This is a genomic window from Thalassovita taeanensis (assembly GCF_900110775.1).
GTDB classification, from domain to species: Bacteria; Pseudomonadota; Alphaproteobacteria; order Rhodobacterales; family Rhodobacteraceae; genus Litorimicrobium; species Litorimicrobium taeanense.
Genome location: NZ_FOEP01000009.1, coordinates 39634 through 53513, shown reverse-complemented (window position 1 = coordinate 53513; position 13880 = coordinate 39634). Strand labels below are relative to the sequence as shown.

Annotated in this window: 11 protein-coding genes; 8 read left to right on the top strand and 3 right to left on the bottom strand. The window is 55.2% G+C overall.

The window, feature by feature from the left end:
* Positions 1 to 75 precede the first annotated feature (75 nt).
* The 7 genes from BSF79_RS12825 to BSF79_RS12795 all read left to right on the top strand — a co-directional run bounded on the left by BSF79_RS12825 (position 76) and on the right by BSF79_RS12795 (position 7892).
* On the top strand, positions 76 to 942 hold the full coding sequence (locus tag BSF79_RS12825; RefSeq protein ID WP_245776401.1) for an ABC transporter ATP-binding protein: 867 nt from the start codon (positions 76 to 78) through the stop codon (positions 940 to 942).
* A complete protein-coding gene (locus tag BSF79_RS12820; RefSeq protein ID WP_090270223.1) occupies positions 939 to 1718 on the top strand; it encodes an ABC transporter ATP-binding protein in 780 nt (259 codons plus the stop codon). The genes BSF79_RS12825 and BSF79_RS12820 overlap by 4 nt, the downstream gene beginning before the upstream one ends.
* Positions 1719 to 1735: 17 nt before the next feature.
* Positions 1736 to 3580 carry an AMP-dependent synthetase/ligase gene (locus tag BSF79_RS12815; protein ID WP_217650068.1) on the top strand — a complete coding sequence of 615 codons (1845 nt, stop codon included), beginning with the start codon at positions 1736 to 1738 and terminating at the stop codon, positions 3578 to 3580.
* Entirely contained in the window at positions 3577 to 4449 is an 873-nt protein-coding gene (locus tag BSF79_RS12810) for a branched-chain amino acid ABC transporter permease (protein ID WP_090270221.1), read from the top strand. Before BSF79_RS12815 ends, BSF79_RS12810 begins: the two co-directional genes overlap by 4 nt.
* Before the next feature lie 86 nt (positions 4450 to 4535).
* Positions 4536 to 5495 (top strand): branched-chain amino acid ABC transporter permease, encoded by a 960-nt coding sequence (locus tag BSF79_RS12805; protein ID WP_217650067.1) that lies wholly within the window; start codon positions 4536 to 4538, stop codon positions 5493 to 5495.
* Between the two features lie 40 nt (positions 5496 to 5535).
* Positions 5536 to 6702: an ABC transporter substrate-binding protein gene (locus BSF79_RS12800; protein ID WP_090270219.1), complete on the top strand. Its 1167-nt coding sequence runs from the start codon at positions 5536 to 5538 to the stop codon at positions 6700 to 6702.
* Positions 6703 to 6791: 89 nt separating this feature from the next.
* The gene (locus BSF79_RS12795; RefSeq protein ID WP_090270218.1) at positions 6792 to 7892 is read left to right on the top strand and encodes a CaiB/BaiF CoA transferase family protein; all 1101 of its coding nucleotides are present in this window, start codon (positions 6792 to 6794) and stop codon (positions 7890 to 7892) included.
* Between the two features lie 11 nt (positions 7893 to 7903).
* On the opposite strand, the gene BSF79_RS12790 is transcribed toward BSF79_RS12795, so the two are convergent.
* Genes BSF79_RS12790 through BSF79_RS12780 form a run of 3 tightly spaced genes read right to left on the bottom strand, consistent with a single transcriptional unit; the run spans position 7904 to position 11560 of the window.
* On the bottom strand, positions 7904 to 9166 hold the full coding sequence (locus BSF79_RS12790) for an acetyl-CoA hydrolase/transferase family protein (protein WP_090270217.1): 1263 nt from the start codon (positions 9164 to 9166) through the stop codon (positions 7904 to 7906).
* Positions 9167 to 9176: 10 nt separating this feature from the next.
* The gene (locus BSF79_RS12785) at positions 9177 to 10373 is read right to left on the bottom strand and encodes an acetyl-CoA C-acetyltransferase (RefSeq protein WP_090270216.1); all 1197 of its coding nucleotides are present in this window, start codon (positions 10371 to 10373) and stop codon (positions 9177 to 9179) included.
* Positions 10374 to 10396: 23 nt separating this feature from the next.
* Positions 10397 to 11560, bottom strand: coding sequence for an acyl-CoA dehydrogenase family protein (locus BSF79_RS12780; RefSeq protein ID WP_342741869.1), 1164 nt, complete (start codon positions 11558 to 11560; stop codon positions 10397 to 10399).
* 740 nt (positions 11561 to 12300) lie between these two features.
* Between BSF79_RS12780 and BSF79_RS12775 the strand changes: the two genes are divergently transcribed.
* Positions 12301 to 13836: an enoyl-CoA hydratase-related protein gene (locus BSF79_RS12775; protein WP_090270214.1), complete on the top strand. Its 1536-nt coding sequence runs from the start codon at positions 12301 to 12303 to the stop codon at positions 13834 to 13836.
* The last annotated feature ends 44 nt before the right edge of the window (positions 13837 to 13880 follow it).

Sequence of the window (13880 nt, the reverse complement as noted above, 5' to 3'; positions counted from 1 at the left end):
ACCGAACGTCCGGTTTTGTTATTAGAGGCGAACGACTGCGAAGTTTTGACGCAGTCAAAAGGGGGGAGCAACAAGTTGACGACTGATCAACATCATTCCGTGACCGGCGGAGCTGTCAAGTCCACCGCAGTGTTGGACGATAGTGAAAACCTACTTTCAATTCGAAATCTCAAGGTTGTCTACAATAGCTCGATCGAGGCAGTCCGTGATGTATCTCTATCGGTTTCCGCAGGGAAAATCGTGGCGTTACTCGGTGCCAACGGAGCTGGGAAGTCGACAATCCTCAAAGGTGTATCTGGGGTATTGTTTACCGAAGATGGTGAGATCGAAAACGGCAGTATCAACTTCAGGGGCGAAAATATCTCGGAGCTTATGCCCGACCTCATTGTAGGGCGCGGGTTGGTGCAGGTGCCTGAGGGGCGTCGGCTATTCGCTCCGCTGACCGTGCATGAAAACCTTGTGATGGGGGGGCATCTGGTCGGCAGTAAAGTGCTTGCAGAGCGTTTGGAGTTCGTCTTCGAGCTGTTTCCGCGCCTCAAAGAAAAGGCATCACATATCTCTGGATATCTGTCGGGTGGGGAACAGCAGATGGTTGCCGTCGGGCGCGCTTTGATGAGTGACCCAAAGCTGCTGTGTCTGGACGAGCCTTCACTTGGTTTGGCCCCCCAAATCATTGACGAAATTTTCAAGGTGTTGCGCAAGCTGCGTGATGAAAACGGGGCCTCGATCTTGTTGGTTGAGCAAAATGCCCATCGCGCCCTCGAGATCGCCGACTACGCCTACATCATGGAGAACGGTCGGGTCGTGATGGATGGAGCCGCAGATGCGTTGGCTAACAACCGTGATGTGAAAGAGTTTTATCTGGGGCTGGGCGAGGCCAGCGAAGGAAAAAGCATGCGGGATGTGAAGCACTATAAACGTCGCAAGAGGTGGCTGTCATGAGCGCGCTTTTAGAGATCACCAATCTCTCCAAATCCTTTGGTGGAATTAAGGCTGTCAATGATGTCAGCATGACGGTCGAACGTGGCCAGATATGCTCTGTGATCGGTCCGAATGGCGCTGGCAAGACGACCTTGTTCAACATGATCAGTGGTGTCTTGCGGCCAAGTGCTGGAAAAATCATATTTGACGGCCAAGACACCACCAATATGAAGCCGTGGAAATATGCCGCAGCCGGTGTTGGCCGGACATTTCAGAATCTTGCGTTGTTTTCGCAGGGCACCGTGATCGAAAATATTCTGGTCGGACGCCATGTTCATATGAAGTCAAACGCGCTGGATGCGGCCATTTTCTGGGGGCGTGCGCGCCGGGAAGAAATGGCGGCGCGTCAGCGCGCCGAGGAAATCGTCGATTTTCTGGAGATTGAGGAAATCCGCGATATGCCCGTCGGTGGATTGTCATACGGATTGCAAAAGCGCGTCGAGCTTGGCCGCGCCCTGGCCTGCGATCCAAAAATCTTACTTCTGGACGAGATCGTCGCGGGGATGAATCACGAAGAAAGTGAAGACATTGCCCGATTTGTCTTGGACATCCGTGAAGAATTGGGAATCCCGATTTTGATGGTCGAGCACGACATGAAAATCGTGATGGATATTTCTGACTACATCCATGTGATCAACTTTGGCAGCAAAATCGCCAGCGGAACGCCGGATGAGATCAAAGCAAACCCTGACGTCATCAAAGCCTATCTTGGCGAGAGCGAAGGAGCGGCGAAATGATTGCAAAAGAAGTGCTGATGGCTGGTGAAACAACATTGCCCAAGATGTTGCGCCAAAACGCTGCCGAACATGGATCAAAACTTGCACTGAGGGAGAAGAAGTTCGGTCTGTGGCAGGGGGCTGACTGGAACCACTACTACCAAACAGCGCGCCGCGTGGCCTTTGGCCTTTGGGCGCTTGGTCTGACCAAAGAAGACACGATTGCGATCGCCAGTGAGAACACGCCGGAGTGGCTGTATGCGGATCTGGGTGCTCAGATGATTGGGGTGCGGGTGACCGGGATTTATCCCACAAACCCATGGCCGGAATTGCAATATATCGTGAAACACTGCAAGGCCAAGGTCGCAATCACCGGGGATCAGGAACAAACTGACAAGGTGCTGGATGCGTTGAAGTTTGAGGGCGGAATGCCCGATCTGCTCAAGTGTTACTGCGTCGACAACAAGGGAATGCGGGAATATACTGAGGATCACCTTGGCAGCTTTGACGACTTGTTGGCGCTAGGCGATGCTTATCGCGCAGAACATCCCGAAGCTGATGCATGGCTGGATGCCGCCATTACGGAGGGCACGCCTGACGATGTGGCAATCATAGTTTATACCTCGGGCACCACGGGCAAACCCAAGGGAGCGCTTCTGAGCCACCGTGGGATCATCTATGCAACCCACGCCTATGCGGAAATGGTTGGGTTGGAGGGGCTCGACCTCGAGACGGTCAGCTATCTGCCGCTCTGTCACGTCGCCGAACGCTGCTATGGCCCGGTGATGCATCTCGTCATGTCTGGCAAGATCAATTTTGCTGAATCCATCGACACGGTCGCCGCCAATGTCCGTGAAATTGCGCCGTCCTATATGCTGGGCGTGCCGCGCATTTGGGAAAAGCTGCAATCGGGCTTTGTCTTTCGGGTAAACGACAGCGGTAAAATTCGTAAAAAAGCCTATGATTGGGCGATGGCCAAGGGCCGCGTTTTGTCGGATCGACGGATTGCGACCAAAGGGGATGTATCCTTTGGGGACAAGGTCATGTCGAAACTGCTGTATTGGGGCATGTTCCGCAATATGCAGCGGTTTATGGGGCTTCAAAACTCGCGGGTTCGCATGTGCGGTGGTGCGTCCATTTCTCCGGAAACTCTGCGCTTTTTTGATATCATTGGCTTGCCGGTCGGGCAGGGTTATGGCCAGACTGAATCTGCCGGACTTGCTTTTGTGCAAACGGATACAAGCTATTTCAGAACCGGCAGTAGCGGTCGCGCCTTTCCAAATACCGAATGGAAGCTGGGCGAAGACAACGAGATCTTTTTGAGATCTCCGGGCGTCTTTTCTGGTTACCTCTATAACGACGCAGCAACCAAGGACACCGTTTCCGAGGACGGTTGGCTGGCAACTGGTGATATCGTCGAGGTTCTGGAGGGCGACGAGATCGCTATCGTCGATCGAAAGAAATCAATCATTATCACGAGCGGCGGGAAGAATATCGCGCCGTCTGAAATTGAAAATGCGTTGAAGGACAGCCCTTACGTCAAAGAGGCGATAGTCGTCGGCGAAGGCCGAAAGTTCCTCGGTGCAATCATTCAGATCGAATACGACGACGTTGGCCGTTGGGCGCGCGACAATGACATTGCCTATACGACATTTACGTCGCTGGCCAAACTTCCGGAAACGCGAGAGCTGATCCAAGGCATTGTCGATGAAGTGAATGGTCGGTTCGCGAGGGTGGAAAACATACGGCGATTTGCTCTTCTAGAGAAAGAACTGGATCAGGATGATGGCGAGTTGACCGCAACCCAAAAGGTGAGGCGCGCGATTATCGAAACCAAGTTTGAAGCAGAAATTGCGTATATTTACGGGGGGACAAAGGCGTGAATTACTTAATCCAGCTCACCGCGACGGGCATCGCTATCGGTGCCATCTATGGCCTGATCGCGATGGCCTTTGCATTGGTCTATAAATCTACGGGGCTTATCAATTTTGCCCAAGGCGAAGTTGCCATGATGGTGGCTTATTTGACTTGGGCCTTCGCTGGTCAGTTCGGAAGCGGGCTGATTGGGGTCGCTGTGTTTACGATTGTTGCGGGTATGGTTTTGGGGCTTGTCATCGAAAGGCTTCTGATCCGCCCAATGATGGGTGAACCGATCTTTTCCATTGTTCTTGTCACAATTGGTTTGGCAGTGATCCTGCGGTCGCTTGTTCTGCTTATCTGGGATGCGTCGCCACACCCAATGGGAATTGAGGCCGCCAGCGAATTGATACGTATCGGCAATCTGAACATGCGCGCTGGGCAGGTCTTTGTGATTGGCCTTATGGGCGCGCTGTTGGTCGCCTCGTGGGCGTTCTTCCGTTACAGCCGTTATGGGATAGCGATGCGCGCGGTGGCCGATGACGACCGGACTGCGCTTTTGATGGGCGTGAACACTGCACGGGTCCAAGCCGTTGCTTGGGCCGCCTCATCGACAATCGCCGGCATGGCTGGGGTCTGCTTTGCTGCGCTGTACGACATTTCCCCTGATATCTACTCAATCGGCCTTAAAGCCTTTCCTGCTGCTATCTTGGGTGGCTTGGACGCGGTTCTTGGTTCCGCCTTCGGTGGCATCATTGTTGGGCTGATCGAAAATATGACCGGTGGCTATATGTCATCCACCATCAAAGAAATTTCGGGCTTCGTTCTGATCGTTGGCGTCTTGATGATCCGACCTTCGGGCTTGTTCGGTCAACGTGAGATTGAGAGAGTCTAATGCGCAGCGGAAATTTCAAACAAAACGTTGGCGAACTCATTGCGCTGACAGACTCAAAGTCGGTTGCAACGTGGTCATGCCTGTTGATGGTTGCGCTTATCGGCGCGCCGATGGTTCTGGACGCCCATCTATTAGGGCTCGTGACCGTGATCTTGTTCACGCTGGTGGGCGCCTTGGGGCTCAACATCTTGATGGGCTATACTGGTCTGGTTTCGCTGGGGCATGTCGGATTTCTCGTCCTGGGTGCCTATGGATACGCGGTGACGGTGGGTATTCATGGCCTGCACCCGCTCTTGGGGTTCCTGATGGCGGGTATCGTGCCCGCGATCGCGGGGGTCATCGTCGGGGCACCGTCGTTGCGGCTCAAAGGTATCTATCTGGCGATCACGACGATGGCTTTTGCATTCATTATCAATACGGCAATTCTTGAAGCGGACTTTATCACCAACGGATCCAGTGGAATCTTTTTGCCGCGCCCGACAATGTTTGGGATCAGCTTCAAATCTGATGCCGCATTTTACTGGCTGTGCCTGTTTTTTGCCGTAGCTGCGCTTGCCGTCACCCTGAACATTCGGCGTTCGCGGATCGGACGTGCGTTTATGGCCATCAGAGACAATGATATTGCGGCGCAATCAATGGGCATCAACCTGATCGCCTACAAGCTGCTGGCCTTTGTCATGAGCGCCTTTATGACCGGCATCGCGGGGGCTTTGTTTGGCGTTTATCTTAGCTTTGTCACCGTTGAAGGCTTCACTTTCCATCTCACGATCGAGGCTTTGGCCATTTTGGTTGTCGGCGGTTTGGGGTCGGCGCTTGGGGTGGTTCTGGGCACGATTTTGATTGTGCTGCTCCCCGAGATCACAGGCGTCTTGCTCAGCCTGACTGGCGACGCCGCGCAAGAGGTTATGGCGACCAAAGCCTTTGAGGTTCGAAATATCCTCTATGGTGTTATTATAATTGGATTTTTACGCTTTGATCCTACCGGTTTGGTCGGGATTTGGAAGGATGTGCAGCGCACATGGGTGAATTGGCCACTCAAGTATTAAGAGCCAAGGACTGCCGAAGTATCAACGAGGAGGAAACCAAATGAATATTAAGTCTCTGCCAACAACGCTTGGTCTAGTCGCGGGGCTCTTGCTGGGAACAGCAACGGGGGCACTTGCCGAGCAGCAAGGCATCACTGATACCGAAATCCTGATCGGCGAGGTGCTGCCCGTGTCCGGCCCGCCTGCTTTGCTCGGGTTTGCGCACACTCTGGGTGTGAAAGCGGCAGCGGCCGAGATCAATGCCGCAGGTGGCATTAACGGGCGCATGATCCGTATCATCGTCGAAGATGATGGCTATGTTAACTCAAGAACGGTCGAGGGGGTCCGTAAGCTTTTGACCGTGCACAAGGTTTTCGCCCTCACGTCGCTTTCGGGCGCTGCGCAGGGCCTGACGGTGCTTCCACTTGTGCGGGACAGCGGTATTCCTGCGATTTCGCCAATCGGCATCGCAGAAGAGCTTCATACGCCTCTTGTCCCGAATATTTTCGTGGTCGGGAGCACTTATGACGCTGCCTCCGAAGCCATCGTGCGAGAGCTGTCGGCCCTGAACCCAGGAAAATCCTGGGGTATTATCGTTCAGGACGATGAATATGGTTCGCTAACGCATCAAGGCTTTGATCGCGCGCTTGCCGATCTGAAGTTTGACGTTGCCTACGACGACAAATACACCCGGGGTCAGCGCGATTTTTCGTCCGAAATGCTGCGCCTTCAGGCGTCCGGCGCCGAGCTGTTCATGATGGGCGGGATTATCGCCGAAAACGTCGGCATGGCAAAAGAGCTTGAGCGTCTGGGCTATGACATCCCGCTTGGGTCGTCTTTCGTGGGGCGTGTGCCTGCGATCCTGAAGCTGATGGGGGATGCAGGAAGCAATCTCTATGCGACCGATTATGTCGTGCCGGAACAATCCGAAAAAGGCATCGCATTTCTGGAAAAACTTTCCGGGTTTCTGACCGAAGACGAAATGGCAGCGACGAACCGCTATACCTTCACCGGCTACATCGCGGCACGGGCAATGTTCGAAGCGATTTCTCGTTGTGGCGCAGAACCGACCTGGGACTGCACCATCGAAAAACTTGAGGGCCTTACCGATTTCGAAACCGGCATTTCTTCGCCGGTCAGCTTTAGCGCGGACGATCACTTTGCGCGGTTGGAGCTGGGGTTGATGAAGGCCAATGTCGACGTACTGGCATTCGAGCCAGTCAAATAAATCAAATCAAATGCCCCGCCGCGAAATCGGTGGGGCATCTTTTTGACCGTATGGGCCCCGTGAAAAGCGCCCGAATAGGATGACGTTATATGGGCCCGCTGAACGGAATTAAGATCATTGAAATGGCTGGCATTGGGCCGGGACCTTTCTGCGCAATGTTGTTGGCTGACTTGGGGGCGGACGTTGTAAGGCTGGAGCGTCCTCAGAACGGCGCCAGCAAAGAGAGCGCTTACGATGTTCTCTCTCGGGGGCGTCGGTCTGTTTCTGTTGATTTGAAATCCAAAGAAGGCGTGGATACAGCGCTTCAACTGATCTCGAAAGCCGATGCTTTGATCGAGGGATTTCGACCCGGCGTAATGGAGCGTCTAGGTTTGGGGCCTGAGGTGTGTTTAGAGCTCAACCCCGCATTGGTCTTTGGGCGCATGACTGGGTGGGGCCAATTTGGCCCATTGGCCAATGCGGCGGGCCACGACATCAACTATATCTCGCTAACTGGCGCCCTGGCTGCCATCGGGACGGCGGAGTCGGGCCCGGTCGCGCCGTTGAACCTTGTTGGAGATTTCGGCGGTGGGTCGATGTATCTGGCGATCGGGATTCTGAGCGCCATTCTTGAAGCCAAATCGTCGGGGCAGGGCCAAGTTGTTGACGCCGCTATGACCGATGGCGCTGCGCATTTGATGTCTTTGATGTATAGCATGAAAAACGCGGGCCGATGGTCAGATGAGCGGGCTTCAAATCTGTTGGATGGCAGCGCACCGTTCTATGGCACATTCAAATGCGCTGACGAAAGCTGGGTCTCTCTAGGTCCGCTCGAGCCACAGTTTTACAAATTGTTTTTGGAAAAGGTCGGGTTTTCCGATCATCCTACAATGCTTAATCAGATGGACAGAGCAAGCTGGGCGGAAAAAAAGCAACTTCTTGTCGAGCTGTTTCTAACGAAGCCCCGCCAAGACTGGTGTGAGTTGCTGGAAGGGACGGATGTTTGTTTTGCGCCGGTTCTTACCATGGCTGAAGCCCCCGAGCATCCGCACAACAAGGCACGAGAGACCTTTGTAACGGTACATGATGTTGTGCAGCCCGCCCCTGCGCCAAGGTTCAGCCGTACACCGGGGAGCATTGGTCGCCGCCCACCAAACGCGGGCGAGCACAATGATGAGGTCATGTCAGATTGGGGTGTAACGGCCCTATAGGGGGCGTTTCGTCAACTTGGCACCGCGTCTCGGCTCAACTGCTCTCGCAGGTCGGGATGGGCGATTGAGATCATTTTTTCGACCCGCGCAGCCAAGCCAAGGCCGCGCAGATCGGCGACACCGTATTCAGTCACGACAATGCCTGCGTCAGCCCGCGAAACACTGGTAGGACCGCTCAGCTTGGTTACAATTTTGCTGATCAGCTTGCCCGACCTTGTGGTGAGTGCAGCAGGCAAGGCCAAGATGGGCAGCCCACCCTCCGAAGCAGCGGCGCCGCGCAAGAAATCAGTACCGCCACCCACAGCTCCGACATAGCGCCCAGCAGCGACTTCGGCGTTGGCTTGTCCGGTAAGATCAACTTCGATGGCAGAGTTGATCGCTGTGAACTTGTTGAGTTGCGCCAAAGTCCTGATCGCGTGAGTGTATTCTGTCGGCGCCAGTCGAATGGCCGGGTTGTTGTGGCAAAAGGCCCGGGTTCGCGCATCGCCTGTGAGCATACCGCCTATGCTGATGCCTTCATCGCGGCCTTTGCGGGCGTTGGTGATCACGCCGCTTTCGATCAGGCGGGAAAGGCTATCGTTGATCATGCCGGAATGAAGACCCAAATCCCTGTGCCCGGACAATGCATTCAAAATGGCCGTAGGCAGCGTTCCCAAACCGACCTGCAGTGTCGCGCCGTCATCGATCAGGGCTGCGACATGCTCCGCGATGGCCAAGTCGACGGCAGTCGGCGCCGACGGCGAGGTGGCCTCACTCACAGGGGTGGAGCTACGGATCAGAACGTCGATATCTGCGGCGCTGATGGTCCAGTCCGACCGTGTGGCTGGCACTTGGTCGTTGACCTCGGCGATGACCACGCGCGCACGCCCAACAAGGGCGTGAAGATATTCGCAGGCCATTCCAAAACTGAACTCGCCCTCTGTGCCTGTCGGGGCGAGTTGCAAAAGCAATACATCCACGCGCTGCGCAAGCACCTTTGGAAAAAAGGAATACGGGATCGGCAGGATATCAAGGCAATTGGCTGCAATCAGCTTCCTATTGGTGCCCGTGCCACAATAAGATTGAAACTGGATCGTGTCGCACAGCGCCGGATCGGGCGTTTCCGAAAACCCTATTCCGATAAAGGCCTTGATCGGGCCAATGCTATGGCGCTGGTCGATCAAGGTCTTGGTCAGGTTCAGTGGCTCCGCTGCGGCTTGGCCCCAACACAAGGTATCGCCGGGTCTGATATAGTCGCTCAGACGCAACGCACTCAGGTCGAGTTCAACACACATATTGCGATGCCTACGCTGCTTCGAAAATAGCGGCCATTCCCTGGCCGCCACCAACGCACATTGTTTCGAGGCCGTACCGCGCGCCGCGCCGCTGCATTTCGTGAAGCAACGTTGTCATAATGCGCACGCCCGTCGCGCCGATTGGATGACCAAGTGAGATGCCTGAGCCGTTGACATTGACGCGCGGGTCGTCGCCAATATCCCATGCCTGCAAGACAGATAGAACTTGGCACGCGAAGGCTTCATTCACCTCAATCAGATCCATCTGCTCAAGCGTTAGCCCGGTCTTTTTCAAAAGCTTTTGGGTGGCTGGAACTGGCCCAATTCCCATGCGCGCTGGGTCGCATCCCGCAGCGGCCCAGCCAGTCAGGAAGCCGATAGGCTCAAGCCCCAGCTCGGCCAGCTTGTCTTCGGCGACAACGAGGCAAGCGGCGGCGGCATCGTTTTGCTGGCTCGCATTCCCAGCGGTAACACAGCCGCCGGGTGTGAGTGCCCGCAATTTGGCCAATGATTCTGGTGTTGTTTCAGGTCGAATGCCTTCGTCCCGATCCACAATCACCGGATCACCCCGGCGTTGGGGGATCGACAGCGGAGTGACCTCGGCGGTGAATTTTCCGCTGTCCCATGCCGCTGCAGCGCGTGCGTGGCTGCGCGCGGCGAAGGCGTCGGCGGCTTCGCGCGAGATATTATAGTCGGTCGCCAAATTTTCCGCAGTTTCGATCATGCCAGAGATCTTGCCAAAACGCTCTTCAGGTTGCGAGCGCTCGCGCCCACGGTCAAGCCGGTCATGCAGCGTCAAAGAGCCCATCTTTTTGCCCCAGCGCGCACCGGTGGTATAGTGCTCAATGTTGCTCATGCTTTCGATGCCGCCTGCAAGAACTACGTCGCAAGCACCGGTCTGCACCATCATCGCCGCAGTGGCGATAGATTGAAGCCCACCGCCACACCGCCGATCAAGCTGCATCCCCGGAACATCAATTGGCAGCCCGGCGCTCAGCGCGATCCAGCGGCCAACGCAAGGTGTCTCACTGTTGGCATAGGACTGCGCAAATACGACGTCTTCGATCAGGGAGGGATCGATGCCGCTTTTTTCAAAAACAGACTGAGCGATTGCCGCGCCCATATGCTCGACTGCCAAGTCACGAAGCCCCCCGCCAAAGCGCCCGATTGGGCTGCGGGTTGGGGCGACAATTGCGGCGCGTTTCATGGTATTTCTCCTTGATATCGCGCTTAGGCGCGTCTGTTTTGAATCACGTTGCGGGCAATGACAAGCTGTTGAATTTGGCTTGTTCCCTCGTAAATCCGCAATAGGCGAACATCGCGGTAAAGACGTTCTATTGCATAGTCTGCCATATACCCCGCGCCGCCATGAATTTGAAGCGCCCGGTCCGCGACACGGCCTGCCATTTCGGTCGAAAAGTACTTGGAACAGGCGGCTTCCATGATAGCTTTGCCATCGCGGTCATGTTGGGCTGCGGTCGCGTGTGCCAGAGCCCGCGCCGCAGCGATATCTGTCTGACTATCTGCAAGTAGCGCTTGCACCAATTGATGGTCGCAGATCGGAACGCCAAATTGCTTGCGCTCGATCGCATAGTCCGTCGCGATGTCCTGCATCCGTTGCGCAGTGCCCACCGCCATCGCGGATATGTGGATGCGCCCCCGGTCCAGAACCCTCATTGCGGTGCGAAATCCACGATTGAGATTGTCCTCACCGCCGATGATCGCTGAGGCTGGGAGGCGAACATCGCGCAATATTACATCGCAGGTTTTTGTCCCACGCTGCCCAAGTTTACGATCAACAGGCCCCAGCGTGATGCCGGGCGTATCGGCAGGCAAAATAAAGGCACTCACGCCGCTCGCGCCTTTTTGGTCAGGATCGGTTCGCGCCAATAGCGTGAAGACACCGGCGCGGGTGGCGTTGGTGATAAACCGTTTGGTGCCATTGATTACAAAGTCACCACCGTCACGCTTTGCCATGGTTTTAATATGGGCCGCGTCCGAGCCATTGTCTGGTTCTGTAAGTGCAAATGATGCGATCATCTCGCCTGTGGCCAATATCGGCAGATAGGCTTGTTTTTGCTCTTCAGTGCCGTCCATCAAGATGCCTTTTGCACCGATACCGACATTGGTGCCGATCAGGGATCGAAACGACAGCGCCGCATAGCACAGAGCCTCGATCACGCGCGCCTCTTGCAAGGTGGTCAGCCCCAGCCCCCCATATTCTGCCGGGGTACTCAAGCCAAACAACCCAAGCTCTTTCATCTCTTCGATGATCGCAGTCGGAATGTCATCTTCTTCCTCGACTTGTTCTTCGCAAGGAATTAGCCGCTCTTTTGTGAACCGGGTAACTGTTTCGAGCAGTAGTTCGAATGTGTCGTCGTCGATCGTTTGCATCATTGGGCCCTTACATTGATGTCCTGCGCCACCGGGCAGGTCCGGGAATACTCGCCACGGATCTGAGTTGGTGGATGGCGATCGCCAGATCGACCTTCATGGGGCAAAATCTTGGCTATGTTTATAATGAGCATTAGAATGGTGGCAAGGGGGTTCTGCGCGTCCACAACAGTGATGACAGTCCGACGGGATGGGTATTGCAGAGCCATTATCGGTTTGAGCGGCGAGTGAGGAAATGGACGATATTGCTGATTGACGGGTGCCTTTCGCACTAATACTAATATGCATTAGAAATCGGCGGAGATGCTAAGGCGGCGTCTTGCAAAAAAAAATGCCTGTGTCTTGTGGTGATAGATGTTGGTGGTGCTGAATTGGCAAGGCTGCGCTTTCTTCTGCGCAGCAACTGGCCGTTGTCGATATGGAGGCAAGAAGCAAGGCGCTTGCGGGTGAGATATGGCCCAGCTTTCGATGGGTGGGCCGCCAACATGTATGTGTGTGCTGCCATGCAAAATGGCGCTCAGTATTCCCGTCACAGACGTCGCGGTGTGACTGCTCTGCCCAGAGAAAGAGGGGGTGGGCCATCGTCATATTTGTGCTGAAAAGCATGTGGTTAGAACGAAATGTCCCCCACTTTTCATTGCGACGAGAGGGCCGAAATAATAAGATGTTCCGAGAAAAAAGGGCGGAAATTCTACCCTTAGAATTATAGAACTATTCTTTCTCATCAAGGAGTTTGGTTATTGTCAGAAACACGGATTAGCGCCGACGGTGTCGCCACAATTACTTTGGATACGACGGGCTCAGCAAGCAACGCTCTGGGCCTTGATGGCATCGCGCGTTTCATAGCTTCCGGGCGCGAACTGTTGAACGATGAGGCAATTGTCGGTATCATTATTGCGGCGAGCGGGGATAGCTTTGTGGAGCAATTTGACCTGCGCGCCATTCAGGAATTGCGCGGCGTGGCCCCACGCGATGTGGCGGAGTTTTTCGGACCATTGCGCGCTTTTTTGCGTGAATTGGAAACCTCGGGCAAGCCGGTGGTCGCGGCCCTGCCGGGAACGACGTCGGGGGTCGGGCTGGAGATTGCGCTGGCCTGTCACAGACGGATTGCGGCGCAAAATGATAGCGCTGTATTTGGTTTTCCTGAGGTGATCTTTGGCTTGGTGCCGTCATTCGGCGGGACCCAGCGACTGCCCCGGCTTATCGGGATCCAAAGGGCGTTGCCTCTCTTGCTTACCGGCACCGAAGTGAGCGCCGCTGAGGCGCACGAAATGGGCCTGGTCAATCAACTCGTAGCGCCGGATTTGTTGCAAAGTGCCGCGCATGACTGGGTGCTTTCCAGCCTCAATCCCACCGCGCAATCGTGGGACAAGCGCGGTTTCTCCGTCCCCGGGATCGATATCAATAGCGTGTCTGCCCATCGCCTGTTTATGGGGCTATCCGGTAGCGTCCACGCCAGAACGGGTGGGAATTTCCCTGCACCCCATGCGATTTTGTCGTGCGTTTACGAAGGGCTACGCGTGCCATTCGACATTGGGATGAAGGTTGAGCTGGCACAAGTGATCCCTGTCGTTTCTGGCGATGTGGCGCAAAACATGATCCGCACGATACTCCGGTCGTCCCGCGACAACCGCAAGGATATTCAGGTCCACCTTGGTTATGATGGATCTGGGGCAGCCCCCTTGCCTGTTGTGTTGAACCAAGAAGGCGCTTTGTTTGCGGATCGATGCATTCGGGCGTATTTGCGAGAGGGCTGCGCGCTGTTGAAAAATGGCGTGTCGCCGACGCTTATCGAAAATGCGGCGCGGGCTGCTGGTATGTCATTGGGTCCGCTGCTGCTTGCCGACCAAATCGGGCTGCAAGACACCGGCCTGGATGTTGAGCCGTTTCAGAGAATGGTCGTACAAGGCCGCGCGGGTAAAGTCGGCGGGAAAGGGTTTTATGAACACGAAGCGGATCAGGTGCGTTTGTGGAGCGGGCTGCCGGGTCTGTTTGCGCTTGCTTCCCCGCAGCCTGAATTGTCCGAGGTACGGACGCGACTGTTGCATGCGCAGGTACTGGAGGCTCTGCGGTGTTTGGAGGAAGGCGTGATTGCGAGCCCAGCCGAGGCTGATGTGCAATCGATTTTGGGTTGGAATTTCGCCCGCCATACAGGTGGTGTTTATTCGTATTTTGAGAGTATCGGTGATGCAAAGTTCGCCGAAGACTGCCTGGCCTTTCAGGCGAATGATGGTGGGAATTTCGCGCTGCCGAATTTGTTGCTTGAGTTGGCGTAAGCAAATTGGGGGAGGGGCTATTCAGTGCTCGGTACCAAGTGGTT

Excerpts from the sequence above, each read along its gene's own strand:
- BSF79_RS12795 (WP_090270218.1), top strand. The coding sequence starts at position 6,792 with ATGGGCCCGCTGAACGGAATTAAGATCATTGAAATGGCTGGCATTGGG.
- BSF79_RS12780 (WP_342741869.1), bottom strand. The coding sequence starts at position 11,560 with ATGCAAACGATCGACGACGACACATTCGAACTACTGCTCGAAACAGTT.
- BSF79_RS12820 (WP_090270223.1), top strand. The coding sequence starts at position 939 with ATGAGCGCGCTTTTAGAGATCACCAATCTCTCCAAATCCTTTGGTGGA.
- BSF79_RS12805 (WP_217650067.1), top strand. The coding sequence starts at position 4,536 with ATGGTTGCGCTTATCGGCGCGCCGATGGTTCTGGACGCCCATCTATTA.
- BSF79_RS12815 (WP_217650068.1), top strand. The coding sequence starts at position 1,736 with ATGGCTGGTGAAACAACATTGCCCAAGATGTTGCGCCAAAACGCTGCC.
- BSF79_RS12790 (WP_090270217.1), bottom strand. The coding sequence starts at position 9,166 with ATGTGTGTTGAACTCGACCTGAGTGCGTTGCGTCTGAGCGACTATATC.
- BSF79_RS12800 (WP_090270219.1), top strand. The coding sequence starts at position 5,536 with ATGAATATTAAGTCTCTGCCAACAACGCTTGGTCTAGTCGCGGGGCTC.
- BSF79_RS12785 (WP_090270216.1), bottom strand. The coding sequence starts at position 10,373 with ATGAAACGCGCCGCAATTGTCGCCCCAACCCGCAGCCCAATCGGGCGC.